General features: G+C 42.5%; 19 protein-coding genes and 1 tRNA gene. 11 read left to right on the top strand and 9 right to left on the bottom strand.

Annotated features, from left to right (window positions below; translation table 11 throughout):
- Nucleotides 1-33: 33 nt before the first annotated feature.
- Nucleotides 34-1,197, top strand: coding sequence for a 1-deoxy-D-xylulose-5-phosphate reductoisomerase (locus HMPREF9304_RS06555; RefSeq protein ID WP_036927597.1), 1,164 nt, complete (start codon nucleotides 34-36; stop codon nucleotides 1,195-1,197).
- A gap of 126 nt (nucleotides 1,198-1,323) precedes the next feature.
- Nucleotides 1,324-2,721 carry an RIP metalloprotease RseP gene (gene rseP, locus HMPREF9304_RS06550; RefSeq protein ID WP_036927596.1) on the top strand — a complete coding sequence of 466 codons (1,398 nt, stop codon included), beginning with the start codon at nucleotides 1,324-1,326 and terminating at the stop codon, nucleotides 2,719-2,721.
- Between the two features lie 759 nt (nucleotides 2,722-3,480).
- On the opposite strand, the gene HMPREF9304_RS06545 is transcribed toward rseP, so the two are convergent.
- From HMPREF9304_RS06545 to HMPREF9304_RS06520, 6 genes are all read right to left on the bottom strand, one after another.
- Nucleotides 3,481-3,554: transfer RNA gene (locus HMPREF9304_RS06545), tRNA-Ile, on the bottom strand.
- A gap of 171 nt (nucleotides 3,555-3,725) precedes the next feature.
- The gene (gene crcB, locus HMPREF9304_RS06540) at nucleotides 3,726-4,103 is read right to left on the bottom strand and encodes a fluoride efflux transporter CrcB (RefSeq protein WP_036927594.1); all 378 of its coding nucleotides are present in this window, start codon (nucleotides 4,101-4,103) and stop codon (nucleotides 3,726-3,728) included.
- Between the two features lie 150 nt (nucleotides 4,104-4,253).
- Nucleotides 4,254-4,724, bottom strand: coding sequence for an RNase H family protein (locus HMPREF9304_RS06535; protein ID WP_036927592.1), 471 nt, complete (start codon nucleotides 4,722-4,724; stop codon nucleotides 4,254-4,256).
- Between the two features lie 14 nt (nucleotides 4,725-4,738).
- The gene (gene argS / locus HMPREF9304_RS06530) at nucleotides 4,739-6,559 is read right to left on the bottom strand and encodes an arginine--tRNA ligase (RefSeq protein ID WP_036927590.1); all 1,821 of its coding nucleotides are present in this window, start codon (nucleotides 6,557-6,559) and stop codon (nucleotides 4,739-4,741) included.
- A gap of 397 nt (nucleotides 6,560-6,956) precedes the next feature.
- On the bottom strand, nucleotides 6,957-7,409 hold the full coding sequence (locus HMPREF9304_RS06525) for a DIP1984 family protein (protein ID WP_008124950.1): 453 nt from the start codon (nucleotides 7,407-7,409) through the stop codon (nucleotides 6,957-6,959).
- A 225-nt stretch (nucleotides 7,410-7,634) separates the two neighbouring features.
- Nucleotides 7,635-8,150: a HutD family protein gene (locus tag HMPREF9304_RS06520; protein WP_036927611.1), complete on the bottom strand. Its 516-nt coding sequence runs from the start codon at nucleotides 8,148-8,150 to the stop codon at nucleotides 7,635-7,637.
- A gap of 278 nt (nucleotides 8,151-8,428) precedes the next feature.
- Between HMPREF9304_RS06520 and HMPREF9304_RS06515 the strand changes: the two genes are divergently transcribed.
- Complete coding sequence (locus HMPREF9304_RS06515; RefSeq protein ID WP_036927587.1) at nucleotides 8,429-9,604, top strand: TlpA disulfide reductase family protein; 1,176 nt, start codon at nucleotides 8,429-8,431, stop codon at nucleotides 9,602-9,604.
- 96 nt (nucleotides 9,605-9,700) lie between these two features.
- On the opposite strand, the gene HMPREF9304_RS06510 is transcribed toward HMPREF9304_RS06515, so the two are convergent.
- Together HMPREF9304_RS06510 and HMPREF9304_RS06505 are read right to left on the bottom strand one after the other, a co-directional pair.
- Nucleotides 9,701-10,780, bottom strand: a complete 1,080-nt coding sequence (locus tag HMPREF9304_RS06510) for a phosphatidylinositol-specific phospholipase C (RefSeq protein WP_052045976.1) — start codon at nucleotides 10,778-10,780, stop codon at nucleotides 9,701-9,703.
- A 31-nt stretch (nucleotides 10,781-10,811) separates the two neighbouring features.
- A complete protein-coding gene (locus tag HMPREF9304_RS06505; protein ID WP_036927585.1) occupies nucleotides 10,812-11,636 on the bottom strand; it encodes an alpha/beta hydrolase in 825 nt (274 codons plus the stop codon).
- 879 nt (nucleotides 11,637-12,515) lie between these two features.
- Here HMPREF9304_RS06505 and HMPREF9304_RS06495 point away from each other — a divergent pair.
- From HMPREF9304_RS06495 to pnp, 8 genes are all read left to right on the top strand, one after another.
- Nucleotides 12,516-13,745: a spore maturation protein gene (locus HMPREF9304_RS06495; protein ID WP_036927581.1), complete on the top strand. Its 1,230-nt coding sequence runs from the start codon at nucleotides 12,516-12,518 to the stop codon at nucleotides 13,743-13,745.
- Nucleotides 13,746-13,968: 223 nt separating this feature from the next.
- Nucleotides 13,969-15,471, top strand: a complete 1,503-nt coding sequence (locus tag HMPREF9304_RS06490) for an oligosaccharide flippase family protein (RefSeq protein WP_036927578.1) — start codon at nucleotides 13,969-13,971, stop codon at nucleotides 15,469-15,471.
- A gap of 5 nt (nucleotides 15,472-15,476) precedes the next feature.
- A complete protein-coding gene (locus HMPREF9304_RS06485; RefSeq protein WP_036927577.1) occupies nucleotides 15,477-17,588 on the top strand; it encodes a S46 family peptidase in 2,112 nt (703 codons plus the stop codon).
- 208 nt (nucleotides 17,589-17,796) lie between these two features.
- Nucleotides 17,797-18,276 carry a DUF4252 domain-containing protein gene (locus HMPREF9304_RS06480; RefSeq protein WP_036927576.1) on the top strand — a complete coding sequence of 160 codons (480 nt, stop codon included), beginning with the start codon at nucleotides 17,797-17,799 and terminating at the stop codon, nucleotides 18,274-18,276.
- A gap of 33 nt (nucleotides 18,277-18,309) precedes the next feature.
- The gene (locus HMPREF9304_RS06475) at nucleotides 18,310-18,819 is read left to right on the top strand and encodes a GFO_1088 family ECF-type sigma factor (protein ID WP_036927575.1); all 510 of its coding nucleotides are present in this window, start codon (nucleotides 18,310-18,312) and stop codon (nucleotides 18,817-18,819) included.
- Nucleotides 18,809-19,279 (top strand): PG0215 family putative anti-sigma factor, encoded by a 471-nt coding sequence (locus HMPREF9304_RS06470; protein ID WP_036927574.1) that lies wholly within the window; start codon nucleotides 18,809-18,811, stop codon nucleotides 19,277-19,279. Before HMPREF9304_RS06475 ends, HMPREF9304_RS06470 begins: the two co-directional genes overlap by 11 nt.
- The gene (locus HMPREF9304_RS06465; RefSeq protein WP_231564483.1) at nucleotides 19,266-19,745 is read left to right on the top strand and encodes a DUF4252 domain-containing protein; all 480 of its coding nucleotides are present in this window, start codon (nucleotides 19,266-19,268) and stop codon (nucleotides 19,743-19,745) included. The genes HMPREF9304_RS06470 and HMPREF9304_RS06465 overlap by 14 nt, the downstream gene beginning before the upstream one ends.
- 287 nt (nucleotides 19,746-20,032) lie before the next feature.
- Nucleotides 20,033-22,360, top strand: coding sequence for a polyribonucleotide nucleotidyltransferase (gene pnp, locus HMPREF9304_RS06460; RefSeq protein ID WP_036927572.1), 2,328 nt, complete (start codon nucleotides 20,033-20,035; stop codon nucleotides 22,358-22,360).
- A gap of 315 nt (nucleotides 22,361-22,675) precedes the next feature.
- Here the strand turns inward: pnp and HMPREF9304_RS14925 are convergent.
- Nucleotides 22,676-22,875 (bottom strand): hypothetical protein (locus tag HMPREF9304_RS14925; RefSeq protein WP_036927570.1); only part of this gene is annotated, 200 nt, incomplete at its 5' end.

The raw sequence follows: 22,875 nt of genomic DNA, 5'->3' as shown, positions 1-22,875 counted from the left end.
ATAAGCCAAAAAAGATAGGAGGAAATACAACTCATGAAAAAGCAAATCTGCATATTAGGCTCTACGGGGAGCATCGGAACACAGGCGTTGGATGTGATTGAACAGCATGCCGACTTATATGAAGTTTATTGCCTTACGGCTAATAATCGTTATAAGGAATTGGCTGAACAGGCACGTAAGTTTCGCCCAGCTGCTGTCGTTATTGCTAACGAAGCGCATTATGAATCCCTCTGTCAACTGTTAAATGATTGCCCAGACATTAAGGTTTATGCTGGTAAGGCTGCGCTTGATGAAATCGTGTCAGCCACTCCTATTGATATGGTATTAACAGCTATGGTCGGATTTGCAGGTCTTTCGCCCACGATTCATGCCATCCAAGCTCGAAAAAAAATCTGCTTAGCCAATAAAGAGACGCTTGTTGTTGCAGGTGAACTGATTTGCAAGTTGGCTCAGCAACATCATGTACCTATTCTACCTGTCGATTCAGAGCACAGTGCTATCTTTCAATCACTCGTTGGAGAAAGTGATAACGAAATAGAAAAGATACTCCTTACAGCCAGTGGCGGTCCTTTCCGAACCTACACTTTGGAACAGATGCAGCACGTAACAGCTGCTGATGCCTTGAAACATCCTACTTGGGAAATGGGGGCGAAGATAACCATAGATTCGGCTTCAATGATGAACAAGGGTTTTGAGGTAATTGAAGCGAAGTGGCTCTTTGGTGTTCCAGTCGAGAAAATACAAGTACTTGTGCATCCTCAAAGCATTGTCCATAGTGCCGTGCAGTTTGCCGATGGCGGCATAAAGGCACAGTTAGGTGTTCCTGATATGCGCTTGCCTATACAGTATGCTTTTTCTTTTCCAGAGCGTTTGCCTCTTCATGGGCAGCGTTTAGATATGTTTAAGCAACCCTTGGAGTTCTTTGAACCCGATATGGGAAAATTCAAGTGTTTGGCATTGGCGTATGAGGCCATGCGCCAAGGAGGCAACATGCCTTGTGTACTCAATGCAGCCAACGAGGTGGTGAACGAGGCTTTCCGCCATGGCAAATGTTCGTTCTTGGACATGGGCAATATCATAGAGAAGACGATGCAGCGGGTGTCTTATGACAAATCTTCCCAATATCAAATTTATGTGGATACCGATACAGAGACACGTCGCGTAGCGGAAGAGATGGTTTACGAGTTAAGGCGTTAGTGAGTTCATGAGTTGATAAGTTCATGAGCTGACTGTTGATGATTTAGTTGTTTTAGAGTAATATGCCTTATGGCAGAAAAACTTAAAAACGTAACAACCAATAAACTAAAAAAAACTTAAGATAAAATGGAAATATTTTTAATCAGATTGCTTCAGTTTGTACTGGCTATCTCTTTATTGGTTCTCTTGCACGAAGGGGGACATATGTTTTTTGCGAAACTCTTTGGAGTAAGAGTCGAAAAGTTCTTCGTATTCTTTGATGTCAGCATTGGCAAATGGAAAGGAAATCTCTTTAGCTTCAAACCCAAAAATAGCGATACTACTTATGGTATGGGGTGGCTTCCGTTGGGCGGCTATTGCAAGATTTCAGGAATGATTGACGAGAGCTTTGACACAGAGCAAATGAAGCAACCTGCTCAAGACTGGGAGTTTCGTTCCAAACCAGCATGGCAACGGCTGCTCATCATGATTGGTGGAGTGACCGTCAACTTTCTTTTGGCGCTTTTTATCTATTCCATGGTGCTGTTTTATTGGGGAGAATCGTATGTCATGGTCAAAGATATGAGCATGGGAATGCGTTTCAATCAAGAAGCCAAGTCGTATGGTTTTCAAGACCATGACATTCTTGTGGGGACAGACCAAGGCGCATTCAGGGACTTTAATGCTGATGTGTATCGCGACTTGTCCACCGCCAAACGGGTAGATATCATTCGCAATGGCAAACCGATGAGCATTAACCTGCCTGGTGACCTGAACCTTTTGGGGATGTTGAAGAGCACACCACGCTTTGTAACACCTTTTGTATTGGCAGATGTAGACAGCGTTATGCCTTCTGGTGCAGCAGCTAAGGCTGGCATTCGGAAAGGTGACCGTTTGGTGGGTATCAACGGCAAACCTATTGATTCTTGGAATGCTTACCAAGAAGAGGTGGGCGTGTTGAGCGATGAACTCATGGCAGCAAAGACCCATGCGGATAGTTTGAAAATTCGTACAGCAAGCATTGCCTTTATGAATCCTGCAACTTCTAAGGTAGATACGGCTCAGGTATTGTTGGACTCCAGTCTGATGTTAGGGGTGGGCATGACCAATTTGTATTCGTATTACACGCCAACCAAAAAGGAATATGGTTTTTTCGAGAGCTTTCCTGCAGGTGCAAGATATGGTTGGAATGTCTTGGCAGGCTATGTTGGTGATATGAAGTATGTTTTCACCGCCGATGGTGCTAAGTCGTTAGGAGGTTTCGGAGCTATTGGAAGTCTATTTCCTCCCGTCTGGGATTGGCACATGTTTTGGCTCATGACCGCCTTCTTAAGCATCATTTTAGCATTCATGAACATCTTGCCAATACCAGCCTTGGACGGTGGTCATGTGCTTTTCTTGCTCTATGAGATGATTACTCGTCGCAAACCGAGTGAAACGTTCATGGTACGAGCTGAATATGTTGGCATCGCCATCTTGTTGTTGTTAATGATTGTTGCCAACCTTAACGACGTATTGCGCTGGTTGGGCATCATTACGTACTAACAGATAAAAATGATTGCTGTCTGCTAAAACTTTTTTTATGCTCAAGTAAGTTTTAGCGGACAGCAATCAATAGAAAGTAGATAACATCTCTCAACGCTTTCACTTCTTCTCATTTTTGGTAAAGGCACTCGTTGTTTTTGTCCTATCATTTTACCAAAAAACGACCATCAAAAATCTTCAAAATAGAAAAAATCAATAGGCAAACGGTATACAAAAATGGGCTGATTTTGTCAAAATAGATAACTTTTCAAGTTGAAACATTGACTTAACGGTCTTGGAAACACTCTTTAGAGGTGTTATTCACATGTATCAACAGCATTAAAGCATGCAAATTGCAGGCTTATCTCAATGCTTCAATCGCAAAAAACTGGCAAAAATGGGAATGAAAAGACGACTCTAAAGCGTAACCGTCTCAATAACAACAAATTATGAACATCGCTTATAACTCGCGTATTTGCAACCAACTTTGCCTTTGGTTGTTTTCATGCGAGTTATGAGAGGCACTTTGTAAAGATAATTCAGCATCAATTGTTATCATTTCATGCAGTGTACTACCAATTTTACATCCACTGTAAGGTTGGTGTTTTTCGTTGTAAAAATATCATTCTTAATTGAAAAATCGGTGATAAAATTTTATATCGTCCTTTGCAATTCTTTAGCCGATAAAAATTCAACATCTCTTTGTTTGAATTTCTTCTGATTTTTACTCGTTTCCAAATAAAAAGGAGTTACATTGCTGTAACTCCTTGATTTCCTTTGTGGACCAGCCTGGGCTTGAACCAGGGACCTCCAGATTATGAGTCTGTTGCTCTAACCAACTGAGCTACAAGTCCGACTTATTGCTATGAGCATGATAAGTTTGCGGATGCAAAGATAGAAAATAAAATTGATATTCAATAGCTTGATGTCTAAAATTCTATCATTTTACACACTTTTTTTGTAAAAACCGCTGTATTTAGCGGATTAAATGGAATAAAGTTTGACTTGTAAACGAAGAAAATCCCTTAACCGACAAGGCGCAATCCTATAAGCACCATTAAAATTCCAAGGAAGACACTGCCTGCAATATACAAAGCTCCGTATAAAACATGCCCGTTTTGTAAAAGTGAAAGACTTTCGTTTGAAAAAGTTGAAAACGTGGTGAAACCTCCACAGACACCTGTAATCCATAAAAGTTTCATGTCACCTTGAATAGCTACATTTCGTTCTGCCAATCCACAAAAGATGCCAATGAGGAAGCAGCCGAGAAGATTTATGACAAACGTTGCGAAGGGAAATACCGACAAAACACTCGATGACACGAATTTAGAAAGTAGATATCGGGCTACAGACCCCATGGCTCCACCAATGGCAACATATAACAAACTGCGGAATATATTCATGTAGCACAGGTATAAAGAATTATGATAAAAGGGATTTCTTCTTTAATAAAAACTTTCGTTTGGTTATTTTTTTTTCTTAAGGCAGATTCTACTACTATTTTTACATCATCCTTTTGAAAAGCAAAGCACTGCACAGGGCTGACAGCTCCATCATTTTCGTCCGAAATCTGCAGGCACTTCGCCCCATTTTGCTGTTTCCCATTTAATGACAGGATTTTGGTAAGCATGGGTGCGTAGCCACTGTTCGGCTCTTGTAATAATCTGATAAAGCGGTTCGGTTTGTGGGGTGCGTTTCAATTTTGTCTTACATTGTTTCTTTTTCACCCACAAAATGGCATTGTAGCTGTCCGAGTAAATTGTTTTTTGTGTATCACCTTGCTTCTCTAACAAAGCCAAGGCGTGTACGATAGCCAAAAACTCACCTATATTATTAGTGCCATGTAGGGGACCGAAATGAAACACTTCAGCCCCTGTAGCCAAGTCTATCCCCCGATATTCCATTGGTCCGGGATTGCCCGAACATGCGGCATCCACTGCCCATGCGTTTGCCTTCACCTCTAAGGGCAAGGGCAATACTGTGTCGTGCCGATAATCAGGAGGATTTACACAATTATCTTTCATCCGCCAGTTCTTCTCTACATTCTCTCTGGCACCTCGATACCTAACAATTGCATTGCATTCTTAATGGTTTTTGCCACATTCGCTGCAAGCACTAAGCGAGCTTTCTTTTCCTCTTCTGAATTGGCGTTAAGAATGCTGTAATCATGATAGAACTGATTAAAATCTTTGGTCAGTTCGTAACAGTAGTTTGCAATACCACTTGGACTGTAGTCAGTGCCAGCCTGTTCTACCACGGCTTTATAGTCGTTCAACTTCTGAATCAAGGCAATCTCTTTATCATTCAGAGGAGCATTTGTAGATAATTGCTGGGGCAGTTTTATGCCCTCTGCTTCGGCTTTCCGCATGATAGAACGGATTCGCGCATACGTATATTGAATAAACGGTCCTGTGTTGCCGTTGAAGTCGATAGACTCTTCTGGATTGAACAGCATGTTTTTGCGTGCATCTACTTTCAGGATAAAGTATTTGAGGGCTCCCAATCCTACAATGCGTGCAATGTCTTGTTTTTCTTGTTCGCTCATATCGTCATACTTGCCCAATTCATCACTGGTCTTGCGAGCATTGGCAATCATTTCTGCTATCAACTCATCGGCGTCGACAACAGTTCCCTCGCGACTTTTCATCTTACCGTTTGGTAGTTCAACCATGCCGTATGAGAAGTGTACCAACTCCTTGCCCCACTTAAATCCTAAACGGTCAAGTAAGATTGACAGTACTTGGAAATGATAATTCTGCTCGTTTCCAACCACATATATCATTTTGTCGATAGGAAAATCCTTAAAGCGCATTTCAGCCGTACCAATATCCTGCGTCATGTACACGCTGGTGCCGTCAGAACGAAGCAACAGCTTTTGGTCCAGTCCTTCTTTTGTAAGGTCTGCCCATACACTGTTGTCATCCTTTCGGAAGAACAGTCCTCTATTGAGTCCGTCTTCTACTTTAGCCTTTCCCTCGAGGTAAGTATCTGATTCGTAATATATCTTGTCAAAGCCTACGCCCAATGCCTTGTAGGTCTCGTCAAAGCCAGCATAAACCCAACTATTCATTTTTTTCCATAGCGTGCGTACCTCCTTGTCGCCTTGTTCCCATTTCACAAGCATGGCACGCGCCTCTTTCATCAATGCTGACTCTTCTTTTGCTTTGTTCTCTGCCGTCTCTTCGTCCAGCCCTTCTTCAGCCATATACTTGCTTTTCAGTGCTGCCAGTTCGGCTCTGTAATGCTTGTCAAATGCCACATAGTAGTCGCCAATGAGGTGATCTCCTTTCTTTCCGCTCGATTCGGGTGTCTCTCCGTTGCCCCATTTCTGCCATGCAAGCATTGATTTGCAAATATGGATGCCCCTATCGTTCACGATGTTCGTCTTCACCACCTTGTTGCCGTTGGCTTCCATGATTTGTGCCAATGACCATCCCAACAAGTTGTTCCGCACATGTCCTAAGTGTAACGGCTTATTCGTGTTAGGTGATGAGTATTCTATCATCACGAGTGGTGAGTCTTCGGTTACTGGTTTTTCGCCAAACTTCTCATCCGCATGAATGTCGTTCAGTAGGTCTACCCATGCTTCTTTGGCAATGTTGAGGTTCAAAAAACCTTTCACTACGTTGAAACTTGCCACAGCAGAGCAGTCTCTAACCAATAGTTCACCGATAGCCTGTGCTGTATCTTCGGGCTTTTGTTTGGATATTTTCAAAAAAGGGAAAACCACTAAGGTGAGGTTTCCTTCAAAGTTACTCTTTGTTTTTTGTAGTTGTACCATTGACATTGGTACCTCTTGACCATAGAGTTCTTTCACTGAAGCAATGACAGAACTTGCAATTTGGTTCTCAATTTTCATGCTAATAAAAAATAAAATTTACTGACACTGAAACAATCTTCATGCTTAAAAAGCATACATATCAAACTTTTTGATGCTTTATCAATAGAAGAGTTATGCGCTGCAAAGGTACAACATTTAATTCAAAACAACTGGGTAACCGCTGTTTTTTATCCCACTTCCCACCCTCATCTCTTAAAATACAGTCAGTTGATGGTCGTACACCATGCGCTATACGCCATGCATTCGTGTGCTGACGTGCTGAACCTGCACCGTAACTCGATTCAAAAAGAATCATGCTGTTGGTTCCGAACAGCTCATTTGATCACACGATTCAAAAGGTTTCAACTCGCCCTGTTCCAAAAGATTACACCATTATGTAATGTTCGCATACAGCAAATGGCTTGCTGTATGGCGACTATATCAAGTCTACCTCAAAGTTGGCTGCTTGTATTTGCATATCCAATTTGCGGAGTTTCTTTGCGTATAGGTCTATTTCTTTATTCAAATCCTTTACGTTAATGGTCGTTACGTATTTTATTTCCGACCGTGAATAGCGATCCATGCCTTGAGATGCCTGCTCAAACATATCGCGCAATATGGTGATGCGCTTTGTGAGTACATCTCGTTCGGCTATCATATCGGTTAATGTTCGCCCATTATGCTGGGTTTGAATGTTTGTGATATTTATTTGCAACATCAATTTTTGGAGTTGAATGAGACAGTCGTCCAACTCTTTTAGCAACTCGTCAGGATGTTCAGCGGGTTCATCTCCCTCTTGAATTTTAACGTTCTGTACCAGTCGAGTTTTGAGTTGGTCTATCTTCTTTTGCAAATCTTTCCGAATACTTAGTGCTTCTGCTAATTTCATGTGGATGTGTTTAGATGGTTTTCATAAAAGGATTTCCAGACAACATTTTGCTGTCCATTGCGTAGCCATGCGTTGAGCGTCTATTGATGTTGTACGTATTCAATGCCTTCTACCCAACGTTTGATATGGCGAAGATACAAAAAATAATCGAAACAGTCCTCCTTTTGGGCGAATATTCTGACTGATTCGATAAGATTTCTTTCTTGTATCAGCCGTAACTGCAGGTCAAGGGATTTCTACTACCACTGCTTTTCCTGTAAACTTGTAAGGCTCGGTTGTGAGAACAGAATTGTATTTCTCCACCTTCCTGCCATTGATATCAATGTCCTCGAGGGCAAAAATAAAGGTGGTGGTGTGCCTTTCGCTTTCTCCTTTGTGGACGACAGTAACCTTTGTTTTGTAGTCTTTACGGCAAATGACATTGAAATCGATAGCCCCACTATTGTTTACCGAACGGACACTTTTGCTCCCGTCGAATGCGAAAGGAAGGTCATTACTCAGTTGGTGTGCACGCCCATCAATATATAAGGTGATGTTTCCCTCCACAGGTAACAAAAAGCGTTGATAATGTGAAAAGTCAGAAAAAGTACTTTCTGTGAGGTGTATCACCGCTGACGATATCCGCAGGTTGAAGTTTCTCTCTGCAAGACTACTGTCATGGGGGAGGATGAACAGCTCTCTTGTGATGCCGCCGCTCCATTTGTTTACCTTATAATCTGACTGTTGAATAATTTTGAACATCTTTTGTTGGTTTTGGTGATAGAAGAATGGCTTTGCTCCAAAGTTCGAATAAAAGCCACTTTCGCAATGAACGATGTGGCGAAGATACAAATAAAATGAATAGGTACGCACTCTTTTCAAAGATTTTTATGCGATGAAGATGATGTGTTGGAATCTCTGTGCCTTCACGCTTGCAAAACCAACCGTCGAAAAGGAAAAAAATATTGCACACTGCTCCGTATCTCAATTATTTGATTTATCTTTGCAGCAATCATTACACGTTATCAAACAAGGTTTATATGAAAAAGACAATGCGAAATATTTTCTGCTTAGCTACTTTTGCGTTAGCGGCATTATGCTCTGTTTCTTGTACGCAGAAGAAGTTCAACATCAACGGCAACATTGCACAAGCGAAAGATTCTACTTTATATTTTGAAAACATGGGGCTGAATGGTCCCAAGGTTCTTGACTCGGTAAAATTAGGCGAAGACGGTGCATTTAGTTTTAGCGAGAAAGCACCTGAGGCTCCCGAGTTTTATCGTTTGCGCATTGCTGGACAAATTATTAACCTGTCCATCGACTCTACCGAGACCGTTCAGGTAAAGGCTTCATATCCAACGATGGCGTCACAATATGAAGTAAGTGGCTCTGACAACTGTTCGAAGATAAAAGAACTTACGTTGAAGCAAATGGGCTTGCAGGTTTTGGTGAACAACATTGCCCAAAATATCAACCTTCCTTCCGAGGTTACGGAAGACAGTTTGCACAAGGTCATGGCAGCTTATAAAAACGATATTAAGCTGAACTACATTTTCAAAGAACCCATGAAAGCTTATGCGTACTTTGCTCTTTTCCAAACCATTCAATGGGGTGACGCCAATGTGTTGGTGTTCAATCCACGCACTAATGAGGACGATATAAAGGTTTATGCAGCTGTTGCCACCAGTTGGGACACCTATTATCCACACGCAGAGCGAGGAGAGAACCTTCATAACATTGCGATTGAGGGGATGAAAGATGTGCGTATTATCCGCAACAACCAACAGAAAGTAATCGATGCCAGTAAGATGGCTACCACTGGTCTCATTGACATTGCCCTGCCCGATAATCGTGGAAACATTCGTAAGCTTAGCGATTTGAAGGGAAAAGTGGTGTTATTAGATTTTCATATTTTTGCTTCAAAGGAGTCTACCCAGCGTATTATGATGCTTCGAGAGCTGTATAATAAGTATCATGAGCGTGGTTTTGAGATTTACCAAGTATCGGTTGACCCCAACGAACACTTTTGGAAGACCCAAACAGCGGCATTGCCGTGGATAAATGTGTATGCAGCCGAAGATGAGCAACAGCAAATACTGACCAATTATAACATACAATCCATTCCTACGTTCTTTATCATTGATAAAAACAATACGTTGCAAAAGCGAGACGTACAAATCAAGAATATCAACGCAGAGATTGAGTCGCTGTTATAAAATACTAAAAAGAAGGTAGGGTGTGCTCACGTATGGGGTAACTAACGCATCAACGGCAGGATGTTGATGCGCACCTTCAACACTTATAAAAGGCTATCAGAGATTCCTTTGAGGAATTGATGATGGCCTTTTTTCGTTACGAAAGTTGTGAGCGATGATTTCTTTGGTCAGTGTAAATCCCTTGACCTCATGGCGTCCAGAGATGTCTACCCCGGCATAATCCATCATGATGATACCCAATGCCCCTGTATGTGAAAGATTTTTTAGATAATGAATGACATACTGATTGGTGATGGAGGCGTTTTTTCTATAACCTTCTGATGTCGCTATCCGCTCGCCTTGTACCACGACACTCTCTGCATAACCCGAAGTGTGGTTAATGACAAGGGGGCAGCGTGCATTTTCTTGCCGTCTCGACGTTGTGGAGAAGTCCAACAAACGCTTTATACTTTGACATTTTAAGGCTACCGCTTGTTTCCCCTCGCTGGTGTCATAGAAGTCTTGCACATACAGCGCACCCTGACTGTCCTCATGATATAATTCGCCTTTAGATTGCAATGCAAAGTCGGGTTCGTGCGTCCAGCCACGTACGTATGCGCCAATCGGTTTGTCTGCATACACATCTCTACTCAACAGTAAAATTTTTCCACGCATCTCGCCCAAGGTCAAATGGGGGTGATATGCAACAAACAAGTGTTCAAAAGCTGGGGCGTGCAACAACTCTGTCATGAGTCCTGCCCAACGCTCATCGTTCTTGTCAGCACTGTTTTCGTGACGCATCAAGACGATAGCAAACTCCGATGGGTTCTTTCTCAACGAGTCGCGTAGCGTGACAAGTGCCTCTTTCATGGAAAGGCGTGTTTGCCATGTTCCATGAAAAATAACCAACGACGGATTGCCAACGGAATCTATATGCACGGCAGGGCGCAAATCAAACGCCCTAATTCCCGACTTCCATTGGTTGCCCAAACTTACATCTTGAGTGAGCGCATATTGTTTGCCTGTCTTCTCGTCTTTTTCAACAAATCCGTTCCCCGTACAAGCATCGTGTGTCCCGGGAATAGACAGCTCGTAAAGAAACACATCGTCGTTGATAGCGGCTAACCAATTCTCGGCAAACGCTGTTGTAGCAGTACTCAGCAAGAGCCATAGACAGCTGATAAAATATTTGTTCATGGGGCGAAACGTATTATTACAGGATGAATCGTTAGAAACTACGTAACCATGCTTGCAGGTCCAAACGCATTTCTACGTGATATCTATACCTACTATCAAATCCATATCCATGCCCTCCAGCGGGATAAACGTGCAATGAGGCAGGTACATCGTGGCGATACAGTTCAAAATAATAGTTCACACCATTTGCTGGTTGCACCACATTGTCATCGTCTGACAAAGCAATAAAGGCTCTCGGCGTGACACGTGTTACCTGTATGTCGTTGCTATATTCACGCTCATCACGCTTGCTTGGCTTACGTCCCAACAAATTGTCATGTGACTCTTTGTGGGTAAAATCAGGCATCATCGTAATGACAGGATAAAACAAAATTTGGAAGTTGGGCTTGGCATCTCCTCTGCTATGTGTTGCAATGGTAGAAGCCAAATGACCTCCTGCCGACGACCCCATAATGCCCACATCGTTTCTGTTGATGTGCCACGACTGCGCATGCTGCCTTACCAGTCTCATGGCTTGCTCGGCATCACTGATAGGCGCTTGTGCTACGCCATTGGGTAGTCGATATTTCAGTACAATTGCCGCAATCCCCAAGTCATTGAAGAATGGTGCCCATGCCGTACCTTCGTTTTCCATGGAAAGTTTGGCATAGGCTCCGCCGGGGCAAATCACTATGGCACGGCCCGTAGCACGCTTTGCATCTGGTAGATATACGCGTATCTTCGCAGTATCGGTATCCACGCCAGTGGGATGTGGGACACGTCCGTTCCAGATGTTCATTTCTAAAACACGCTGTGCAGATGTGCTAATGGTGAGCGACAAGAAGAGAAAAATGGATAAAAATTTATTTGGTTTCATGAGTGATTTTATTTTGAGCGTATGGAGGGAGTGTACACAACGACAGGGGTTTGCAGGTCTTGTTAGCCCGAGGTCTATTTAGTTAAAATGGCACATCGCCCTTGCTCCTCTCCAGAGAAAGCTGTGCTTATCTTCGAGAGAAGCCTTGTGTCCACCTTTTGCAAAGATAATACGCATTCAGTTGACGTGCAAACAAAATTTCATCTTTTCACATATAAAAACGAATTGAAACAAAAAAGCAAACTTGTGTGGGTTTACAGCTTGAGTGAAATGTATGAAGGGCTATTAAACTTTAATGATGATTTGGTAGAGGCATCCGTTGCTTTTTGTCTTATTATTTTACCGAAAATCGACCATCTAAAATCTTCAAAATAGAAAAATTTAATAGGCAAACAACCAGCAAAAATGCGCTGATTTGAACAAAATTAGCGTCTTTTTTAGCTGAAACATGGACTTAGCGCTCTTGGAAACACTCTTTAGAGGTGTTATTCACATGCTTCAACGGCATTAAAGCATGCAAATTGGAGGCTTATCTCAATGCTTCAATCGCCAAAAAGTGATAAAAATAGGGATGAAACAAAATGAATTAAGCGTAACATCATAAATAACAGCGAGTTATGAAACTATCTCATAATTCGCGTATTTGCGACCAACTTTGCCATTGGTGATTTACACGCGAGTTATGAGAGGCACTTTGTAAAGAAAATTCAGCATTTAATTTCCTTTCATACAGCATACCACTCCTATATTATAAACGTTGTTTTGTTGGTGCCTTCCGGTGGAAAAATAGCTGTCGTTGACGAAAGAGCCGTGTGCAAAAGACTGAAAAAACATCTGATTGCTTGGGTGTGCCGTCATTTTTATTTAATTTTGCAGCCTATGGTATTGAATTATATTTGGGTAGCATTTTTCATCATTGCTTTTGTTATTGCTTTGTTGAAAATGATTTTCATGGGCGACATGGAAGTCTTTCCCGCTATGATGAACTCAACCTTTGACTCATCGAAAACCGCTTTCGAGATTTCTTTGGGCTTAACTGGAGTGTTGTCGTTGTGGCTTGGCATCATGAAGATAGGCGAGAAAGGCGGAGTAATTGCTGTCTTGTCACGCATACTTTCACCTGTGTTTACCAAACTCTTTCCCGACATCCCCAAGGGACACCCTGTTACGGGAAGTATCTTTATGAATATAGCCGCTAACATGTTAGGGCTTGATAATGCAGCCACGCCGTTAGGACTCAAAGCCATGGAACAGTTGCAGACACTCAATCCAAAGAAGGACACAGCTACCAATCCCATGATTATGTTCTTGGTTCTGAACACCTCAGGACTGACATTGATACCTGTGAGTATCATGGTGTATCGGGCGCAATTAGGAGCAGCACAGCCCACAGATATCTTTATCCCTATCTTGTTAGCCACCTTCTTTTCTACTCTGGCAGGTATCGTTGTCACCTCTCTTTATCAAAGAATCAATCTCCTCAATAAGGTGATGGTTGGTGTCTTAGGAGGTATGAGCGTACTCGTGGCTCTCATCATTTGGAGTTTTGGACAGATGAGTAAAGACACCATGAACGTGGTGAGCACCAGTGTAGCCAACATCCTACTCATGACAATTATTGTGCTGTTTATCCTTGCTGGCTTGCGCAAGCGAGTGAATGTGTACGATGCTTTTATCGAGGGAGCCAAGGAGGGTTTTACAACAGCCGTACGAATCATTCCTTATTTGGTAGCCATTCTCGTGGGTGTTGGTGTGTTTCGTGCATCAGGTGCTATGAACCTCTTGGTAGAAGGCATTGAGTGGTGTGTGGCATCTGTTGGGGGCGATACTGAATTTGTGGGAGCGCTGCCTACAGCATTGATGAAACCGCTATCAGGTAGTGGGGCACGTGGTATGATGGTGGATGCCATGACGACATACGGTGCAGACTCGTTTGTAGGACGTTTGAGTTGTATCTTTCAGGGGTCTACCGATACGACGTTTTACATCTTGGCAGTGTATTTCGGTAGTGTAAATATCCGTTATACTCGCCATGCTGTGGTGTGTGGATTGCTGGCAGATTTAGCAGGAGTCATTGCAGCAATAGCCATTGCGTATTTGTTTTTTTAGTAGACAAGTTGACGAGTAGACAAGTTGACGAGTTGATGAGTTATTTAGTTTTTATGTTTTTGAGTTAAAAGTTTATAGAGAAATGAATTACATAGATTATCAATATTTCCCCATCGGCACTGAAGAAACAGCGGAATCGTCAACTTCTAAACTTGTCAACTAACCAACTAATAGACTTGTTAACTCGTCAACTTGTCAACTCGTCAACTAATAACAAAACACCATGTCAAATCTAAAGTCATTAGTAAAGGATACAGCCATTTATGGACTGAGTAGTATTGTAGGACGATTCCTCAACTACTTGCTCACTCCACTCTATACCATAAAATTGGCATCTGCGAGTGGAGAATACGGCATCATGACAAATATGTATGCCATTACAGCCTTAATCCTCGTTATATTAACGTTTGGGTTGGAGACCACCTTTTTTAGGTTTGCCAACAAGTCGGGGGAAAATGCGAATCGTGTGTATTCCTCTACGCTTATTACCGTGGGGGCAGGAGCTTTGGGCTTCTTCTTGTTAGTACTTTTGTTCCTTTCGCCCATTGCCTCGTTCATGGGTTATGCTCAACATCCGTCTTACATTTGGGTAATGGCACTCACGGTGGCTATCGACTCGTTTTTGTGCATTCCGTTCGATTACCTTCGTTTTAAGAGTCGTCCTATCAAGTTTGCATCTATCAAAGTATTCATTATTGTTCTGAATATTTCACTCAACTTGGTGTACTATCTCTTGTTTCCAGCCCTGTATGCTTCTCATCCTGAATTGATGTCTCATATTTATCAGCCTTCGGTAGGAGTGGGTTATGCTTTTTATATCAATTTGGCTTGTTCGGCACTCACCATACCTTTGCTCTGGAAAGAGTTGACCAGTGTGCCTTATCATTTTGATGCAGCGCTCATGCGGCGCATGCTTTCGTACAGTTGGCCAATCTTAGTATTAGGCTTGGCAGGTATATTGAATCAAACAGCTGATAAAATTTTATTCCCACATATTTACAAGGGAGACGACAGTTTGATGCAACTGGGTATTTACGGAGCAGCCAGTAAGATAGCTATGATTATGGCGATGATTACGCAGGCTTTCCGATTTGCTTACGAACCCTTTGTGTTTGGCAAGTCTGAAGAGCAGGATAATCGAGCTACCTATGCCAAGGCAATGAAGTATTTTATTATCTTTACACTTCTTGCTTTTTTGGTGGTTGTAGGTTATTTGGACGTGTTGCGTTATCTGATAGGAAAAGATTATTGGGCAGGATTGCAAGTGGTACCTATTGTCATGGCAGCCGAAATGATGATGGGTGTCTACTTTAATTTGTCCTTTTGGTATAAGCTGATTGACAAAACGATATGGGGAGCTTATTTCTCTGGCATTGGATGTGCGGTATTGATAGCGATAAATGTTATTTTTGTTCCTCGCTATGGCTATATCGCTTGTGCATGGGCTGGCTTTACCGGTTATGGTGTTGCCATGATTTTGTCGTATGTGGTGGGACAACGCAAATACCCAATCAACTACCCAATGAAGAGTATTTTTAAGTATGTGGCGTTAGCAGTGGTATGTTTTGCTGCCATGACGGTCTTCAATCAAATGCTCCCCAGCACAGCAGCATTGGGGGTAAACACCTTATTCATAATATTGTTCGTCTCGTATATTGTCAAGATGGACTTCCCATTATACCAGTTGCCCGTTATTGGAAAATATTTTAAGAAATCAACTAAATAAAAAGAATGAAGAAATCAACATTACTCCTTGCCGGACTTCTTGCTGCTAATGTGGCAAGTGCCGATGAAGGCATGTGGACCTTGTACAACTTGCCGCAAGCTGTGTATGAGCAAATGCAAGCAGAAGGATTCCAAATGCCTTATAATGACTTGTATTTTAGTGACCATGCTATCAAGAATACCGTTGTCAATTTTTCTGGTTATTGCTCAGGTGTTGTTGTGTCGCCCAATGGTTTGGTATTTACTAATCATCATTGTGGATTTGAAGGTATTCGCAGTCACTCCACTGTAGAACACGATTATATGAAAAATGGATTCTATGCCAAGTCATACGAAGAGGAGTTGCCCAATAAGGATATGTTCGTGAGCTTCATGGTCGAGCAGAAAGACATTACCGACAAGCTGAAACAATTGGACTTTGACAATCTCACCACGGAGCGACAGAACGCAATACTCGACTCGATACAGAACGCCATGAGCGACTCCATCAAGCGCATTGACAAAACACTGCACATAGGGATTGACGCCTTCTACGAGGGCAACACTTACTATGCCACCACCTATCGGCAGTTCAACGACCTGCGACTGGTATTTGCTGTGCCCAAATCGATGGGCAAATTTGGTGGCGAAACCGATAACTGGATGTGGCCACGACAAACTTGCGACTTCTCTGTGTTCCGTATTTATGCTGACAAAAAGACGAATGGTCCAGCCGAATATTCTAAGGATAATGTGCCTTATCGTCCCAAATATTGGGCACCTGTTAGTTTGCAGGGATATAAAGATGGGGATTATTCTATGACGATTGGTTATCCTGGGTCTACCAATCGTTATCTCTCATCCTATGGTATTCGTGAGCGTAGAGATGCATTGAACACACCTCGAGCACAGGTGAGAGGTGTAAAACAAGCCATTATGACCCGACACATGAGGGCAGATGAGGGCGTACGCATCAAGTATGATTCGAAGTTTGCGCAGAGTGCTAATTACTGGAAGAATTCCATCGGCATGAACAAGTGCATCGACTCCATCGGCATCATCAACCAAAAGCAGCAATACGAGCAGAAAATACGCCAATGGCAACAGCAAACGGGATACCTGAAGGGCAAGCTCGACTTTGACACCATGGCCCGACTTTACAATCAACGCCTCGATGTTATGAAGGCTTTTATGTACTTCCGCGAGACGTTCGGCCGCACTAACGAGTTCACCAACCGTGCCATGCAGTTAAACAATAAGGAAATACTCGGCCCCAAAAACAACCCCAAGAAGCAGTACATCCTCTTCAAGGACAACAGTGACGAGTGGGATGCAGCCTTAGATAAGGACGTATTTGCCGCACTCTTGAAGAATTATCAAGACAAAGTAGAACCGAAGTATTTGCCAAAATTCTATCAAACCATTGCTAAAAAGTTTGGTGGAGACTGCAAACGCTATGTAGAGTATCTGTATGAAAAATCGTTCTTAATGAAGAGTGGCAAGCGAATCTACGCCAACAAGAAAAGCTACCAACGAGACCCGGGCGTCATATATAGCCTTGATTTGCTTGAAATCATGGGACAACTTTCTGCTGATAAGTCTCAGTATGAAGACAGTATTGCCCTACAAGAGAAGTATCTGTGTGCTGCCAAGCTGCGCATGGAGGAGGATATGCCGCATTATTCGGATGCTAACTTTACCATGCGGTTGAGTTATGGACAGGTTGGAGGCTTTTTGTTAGGCGGTAAACCTTCGGGTTATTATACTACAGCTGAAAGCATGGTGGAGAAAATGAATCGTGCCAACGAGGTGTATGAGTATCAGGCAGAACCTGTGATGAAAGAAATATTGAGTGCTGATAATTTTGGGAAATATCAAGACAAGCACACGGGTAAGATGCAATTATGTTTCCTTACCAACAATGATATAACGGGTGGAAACAGCGGAAGTCCTATGTTTGATGGAAAGGGACGGCTCATTGGACTGGCTTTCGACGGCAATTGGGACAGTCTTTCGAGCGACATCAACTTCGATTCTCGCTTAGCTCGCTGTATCGGAGTAGACATTCGTTATGTGCTTTTGATGATGGATCGTTGGGGACATGCGGATCGTTTGCTTCAAGAAATCAACGCCCAGTAAAGCTATGGTGGCGTGATAGCTTGTATCTCTGTGCTTTGTCATGAACGATTTGACAGTCGCTTGTATTCACAAAAAGGAACATCATTCTAAAAAAAAGTTCTTGATATTTGTAACACAATCAGTGTTTTCTACGTCTGATAGATTAGAACACCTCAATGGTAGCGTGTCTTTGAAATCGTATAACATAAACAGTTAAAAATTAAAACGTATGAAAAAAGTGATGATGATGGCAGTGTTGGCATTCATGGCGATGTCTGTTCAAGCTCAAATGTCGGTAGACGGTTTGATGAAAAAGTACAAACATTCGCCCAAGGCTGAATATATACATGTGCCGAAAGTAATGATAACTCTTGCCAAGGCGATAAAGACTGGCGATGCCGATGACTATACGAAATATCTCAAGCACATCGACAGTATCAAAGTCTTGGATATGGAGGATTGCTCAAATGCTGTCAAACAACAGTTTCTTAAGGATGCCGATCAGCTGAAAACAGCAGGGTATGAGGTGTTGATGACGGCAAAAGAAGCAAAAGAGCAAACCGTCATCTTGACAAAGAGAAACAAAGCGGGAATTAAAGAGCTTGTCATCGTTGATTCGGGTGATGACGATGCCACATTAATCCAAATCATGGGTAACATTAAGGATTCAGAGATACAAAAGATAGTCGCTAAGAAAAAGAAAAAATAGTCAGCTTCCAACTCACTCAACCTTACTTGCTGTATGGACGCTTCACAATTTAAACAGTGTTTCTTGCCATGCCATGAGCAATTGTTTCGCATGGCATGGCGGCTCACTGGAAATACCCAAGCTGCCGAAGACTTAGTGCAAGAGACCTTTCTTAAATTGTGGATGAAGCGTGATGAGTTAGCTACCATCGACTCGTATGAGGGTTTTAGCGTCACCACCCTAAAGCATTTGTTTTATGATGAGCAGCGGAAACGGCGCTTGCCAACAACTCCTCAAGCATTGGAGCAATTGCAAATACCACATTCTGATGACATGGCAGGAGCGTTTGAGGAGGAAGACAGCGAGCGTTTCATCATAAGGCTGATACGTCAATTGCCTAAGAAACAGCAGCAAGTAATGCTACTTCGGGATGTGGAGGGACTTGATTATCAGGAGATAGAGAAGCTGACAGGGCAGAAGACGGTGCATATTAGAGTGCTATTGAGTAGGGCACGAAAACAAATAAGACAACAACTAAAGGAGATGATGCAAAATGGAAAGTAATGAACTTAAAAAACTTGTGGAACGTTTCTATGAAGGACAAACCACCGAGCAAGAAGAACAATTGCTGCAACATTATTTCCTTGACGGTGATGTGCCGCCCGAATGGGCAGTTGAACAACAGTTGTTTAAGCAGCTGTATCAAGCGGATGTTCCTGTTCCTGAATATCTCGAACGACATTTGTCGCAGCAAATAGATGGCTGGAACAAGATAGAAAAGCTGTCCGAACGAAAAGCACGCACGTTCACTTTACGCTGGATAGTTGGCGTAGCTGCTGGCTTGTTGCTCCTTTTCTCGGTGGGCTTGTTGGTTCACTCCCAACAAAAAGAGGATGAAATAGCAGCACAACGAGAAATCGTGAACAATCCTCAAGATGCGTATGCCGAGACAGAAAAGGCACTTCTAAAGTTTTCTAATACTATCAATAAAGGCTTAAAACAATTCGAAAATGAAACAAGATAACAACTCTCTGATGCCATTAAAACGCATTCTGTTCGTTCTTATTCTGGCAATGTGCAGCATGTATAGCGTAGCACAAGACCAATTGTTTAAACAGTTTGATGATGCCAAGGCGGTGAGTACCGTTTATATTTCGCCCACAATGTTCAGGTTAATGCCCAAGTTGGAGTTTGGGGATAAGGATATTACGAAGATTGCCTCTAAACTTACCAAACTACAAGTGTTAGAATGTGAACGCCCTTCGTTGATACCCACCATCAAGAAGCAAGCTGCCAACTACTATAAGACCAATAAATACGAAGTGGTGATGAAGATTAAGGATAAAGAAGAACGCACCACTATTTATCTTAAATCGTATGGAAAGAACAACAATGAGTTCATTTTGATGAACGAAGAGCCAAAAGAAATTACGATTATACAGCTCGTGGGACATATCACTTTAAGCGAAATTAAAAACATAGCCAAGTAAGCTGTAATGGTATCAATGAACATTCGTCTCTCCCGTTGATATGTTTTGATACATACGGAAAATGAATGTAATTTGTTGAAAAAACACAAATAATAGGAGTTTTGTTCGTTTGTTCCCTATTATTTTTTTATCTTTGCGTGGTTTTGTAACTGTATGCGACTAACCTCATTAGTTCTGATTGCCGTCATGAGGCAATTGATTCTTTATATCATTTAGCGCACTAAGTTACAATAGAAGATGATTTTTTAGATGTTAGACAAAACAATAAAGTTTTTTATTTTTTTTAGATGAACGTAATTACGAAAGCAGTTCAATTGCCTGATGGCAGAACCATCAGCATTGAAACCGGGAAAGTTGCAAAACAGGCCGATGGCTCAGCGGTAGTTCGCTTGGGTAACACGGTGCTCCTCGCAACTGTTTGTGCAGCAAAGGATGCAGTTCCCGGAACAGATTTTATGCCTTTGCAAGTTGATTATCGCGAGCAGTATAGTGCCGCAGGTCGTTTCCCCGGTGGATTCACCAAGCGTGAAGGCAAGCCAAGTGACAATGAGATATTGACATCTCGATTAGTGGACCGTGCGCTTCGTCCATTATTCCCATCCAATTATCACGCAGAAGTGTATGTACAAATCATGCTCCTTTCTGCCGATGGTGTAGATCAGCCCGATGCTTTGGCAGGTTTGGCAGCGTCAGCAGCCATGGCATGTTCAGATATTCCTTTCGATTTCTATATCAGTGAAGTTCGTGTAGCACGCATCAACGGTGAATATGTGGTGAACCCAACATTTGAACAGATGAAGAGTGCGGACATGGACTTGATGGTAGGTGCCACCAAAGACAATATCATGATGGTGGAAGGTGAAATGGATGAAGTGTCTGAGCTTGACCTTATTGAAGCTTTGAAGGCGGCACATGAGGCTATTAAACCGATGTGTACCGTGCAAGAGGAGTTGAATAAGGAGTTAGGTAAGGATGTGAAGCGCGAGTACGACCATGAGGTGAACGATGAAGATTTGCGTCAGCAAATGAATGATGAGTTGTACCAACCTGCTTACGATGTTACCAAGCAGGCTCTGCCCAAGCAAGAACGTCACGATGCTTTCGATAAGATTATAGCCGACTTCCTTGAAAAATATGATGCAGCACATGCAGATTTGACGGAAGAAGAGTTGGAAGAGAAGCATGCGGAGGCTACACGCTATTACGATGACGTACTGAAAAATGCGATGCGTCGTTGTATTTTGGACGAAGGCAAGCGTTTGGATGGCCGTAAGACTGATGAGATTCGCCCGATATGGTGCGAAGTGAGTCCGCTGCCCATGCCTCACGGAAGTGCTATCTTCACTCGTGGAGAAACACAATCGTTGTCAACTTGTACGTTAGGAACCAAGCTTGACGAGAAAATGGTAGACGATGTCTTGGACAAGAGTTACCAGCGTTTCTTGTTACACTATAACTTCCCACCATTCTCTACCGGTGAGGCTAAGGCTCAACGTGGTGTTGGACGCCGCGAAATAGGTCATGGACACTTGGCATGGCGAGGATTGAAGGGACAAATCCCTGAAGACTTCCCTTACACGGTGCGCTTGGTGAGCCAGATTTTAGAGAGCAATGGCTCTTCTTCTATGGCGACTGTTTGTGCAGGTACATTGGCGTTGATGGATGCAGGTGTTCCTATGAAGAAGCCTGTCAGCGGTATTGCGATGGGATTGATTAAGAACCCAGGCGAAGACAAATATGCCATTTTGAGTGATATCCTTGGAGACGAGGACCACTTGGGAGATATGGACTTTAAGACAACTGGAACAAGAGATGGCTTGACAGCTACGCAGATGGATATCAAGTGCGACGGTCTGAGCTTCGAAATCTTAGAAAAAGCATTGATGCAAGCAAAGGCTGGGCGTGAACATATCCTTGGCAAGATGCTCGAAACCATGCCAGAACCACGTCCAGAAATGAAACCTCAGGTGCCACGTATCGAAGCCTTTGAGATTCCTAAGGAGTTTATTGGTGCTATTATTGGTCCTGGTGGTAAGATTATCCAGCAGATGCAAGAAGATACTGGTGCCACGATTACCATTGATGAGGTGGATGGTGTGGGAAAAATCCAAGTGAGCGCACCTAATAAAGAAGCCATTGACTCGGCTATTGCTAAGATTAAAGGCATTGTTGCCATTCCAGAGATAGGAGAAGTTTACGAAGGAACTGTTCGCTCTATCATGCCTTATGGTTGCTTTGTGGAGATACTTCCCGGCAAAGACGGCTTGTTGCACATCTCTGAAATTGACTGGAAGCGTCTTGAAACTGTTGAAGATGCAGGCATCCATGAAGGTGACAAGATTAAGGTGAAACTGTTGGAGATTGATCCTAAGACAGGCAAATACAAACTCTCTCGTAAGGTGTTGTTAGAAAAACCCGAAGGATATGTAGAGCGCGAACGTCGCCCACGCCCCGAACGTCGAAACAATATGAACAACGAGCGTCGTCCACGACGTGATGATGACAATGGCTATCACCACCGTAATAATGGTGGATATGGCGATCGTCCACAGCGTCGATTTGAACATCATGACGATAATGTAGATTCTGTTGATAATACATCTAACGATTTTTAATAGAAGAACAATACTTCATCAAGCACATCATACATGAATATTGGTGTACTTGAAGAAATGATAAAGATTAAAAATAGTAAGTAGCATCATGTTACTTACTATTTTTTTTGAGTACTATATTTCGTTCATCAATAGCTCTTTTTACTGAAGAACCCCCTTATATGGTCAGTGTTTTTGTTTGATGCTTATCAACAAAATCGTATTTGCTAGTTTCTTTTCATCAGCAAAATTCGGGAGAGTGAACTAAATGTTCTTATAACAAGAAGCATGAGAGAATAAAACAAGTAATCTTTGCCTTCGTGACAATACTGTTCTTCACTTTTTAGGAAATGTGTTAGGCGCCCGACCCATTTGTGGAAGAATGTTATTTGAGCCGCAAAAACCACCCATAAAACAGTGTGTGTAAGGTTGGAGAAACGCTGTTTTGGAAGATGATAAATGCTGAATATTCTTTACAAAGTGCCTCTCATAACTCGCGTGTAAATCACCAACAGCAAAGTTGGTCGCAAATACGC

The organism is Hoylesella timonensis S9-PR14, from assembly GCF_000762405.1.
GTDB lineage: Bacteria > Bacteroidota > Bacteroidia > Bacteroidales > Bacteroidaceae > Prevotella > Prevotella timonensis_A.
Note: the sequence above shows the minus strand (reverse complement) of the source record. Positions and strands in the feature narration are given on the sequence as shown.

Excerpts from the sequence above, each read along its gene's own strand:
- HMPREF9304_RS06510 (WP_052045976.1), bottom strand. The coding sequence starts at position 10,780 with ATGAACAAATATTTTATCAGCTGTCTATGGCTCTTGCTGAGTACTGCT.
- HMPREF9304_RS06525 (WP_008124950.1), bottom strand. The coding sequence starts at position 7,409 with ATGAAATTAGCAGAAGCACTAAGTATTCGGAAAGATTTGCAAAAGAAG.
- HMPREF9304_RS06490 (WP_036927578.1), top strand. The coding sequence starts at position 13,969 with ATGTCAAATCTAAAGTCATTAGTAAAGGATACAGCCATTTATGGACTG.
- HMPREF9304_RS06535 (WP_036927592.1), bottom strand. The coding sequence starts at position 4,724 with ATGAAAGATAATTGTGTAAATCCTCCTGATTATCGGCACGACACAGTA.
- HMPREF9304_RS06495 (WP_036927581.1), top strand. The coding sequence starts at position 12,516 with ATGGTATTGAATTATATTTGGGTAGCATTTTTCATCATTGCTTTTGTT.
- HMPREF9304_RS06470 (WP_036927574.1), top strand. The coding sequence starts at position 18,809 with ATGGAAAGTAATGAACTTAAAAAACTTGTGGAACGTTTCTATGAAGGA.
- HMPREF9304_RS06505 (WP_036927585.1), bottom strand. The coding sequence starts at position 11,636 with ATGAAACCAAATAAATTTTTATCCATTTTTCTCTTCTTGTCGCTCACC.
- HMPREF9304_RS06465 (WP_231564483.1), top strand. The coding sequence starts at position 19,266 with ATGAAACAAGATAACAACTCTCTGATGCCATTAAAACGCATTCTGTTC.
- HMPREF9304_RS06485 (WP_036927577.1), top strand. The coding sequence starts at position 15,477 with ATGAAGAAATCAACATTACTCCTTGCCGGACTTCTTGCTGCTAATGTG.
- HMPREF9304_RS06555 (WP_036927597.1), top strand. The coding sequence starts at position 34 with ATGAAAAAGCAAATCTGCATATTAGGCTCTACGGGGAGCATCGGAACA.
- HMPREF9304_RS06515 (WP_036927587.1), top strand. The coding sequence starts at position 8,429 with ATGAAAAAGACAATGCGAAATATTTTCTGCTTAGCTACTTTTGCGTTA.
- HMPREF9304_RS06520 (WP_036927611.1), bottom strand. The coding sequence starts at position 8,150 with ATGTTCAAAATTATTCAACAGTCAGATTATAAGGTAAACAAATGGAGC.
- rseP (WP_036927596.1), top strand. The coding sequence starts at position 1,324 with ATGGAAATATTTTTAATCAGATTGCTTCAGTTTGTACTGGCTATCTCT.
- argS (WP_036927590.1), bottom strand. The coding sequence starts at position 6,559 with ATGAAAATTGAGAACCAAATTGCAAGTTCTGTCATTGCTTCAGTGAAA.
- crcB (WP_036927594.1), bottom strand. The coding sequence starts at position 4,103 with ATGAATATATTCCGCAGTTTGTTATATGTTGCCATTGGTGGAGCCATG.
- pnp (WP_036927572.1), top strand. The coding sequence starts at position 20,033 with ATGAACGTAATTACGAAAGCAGTTCAATTGCCTGATGGCAGAACCATC.
- HMPREF9304_RS06475 (WP_036927575.1), top strand. The coding sequence starts at position 18,310 with ATGGACGCTTCACAATTTAAACAGTGTTTCTTGCCATGCCATGAGCAA.
- HMPREF9304_RS06480 (WP_036927576.1), top strand. The coding sequence starts at position 17,797 with ATGAAAAAAGTGATGATGATGGCAGTGTTGGCATTCATGGCGATGTCT.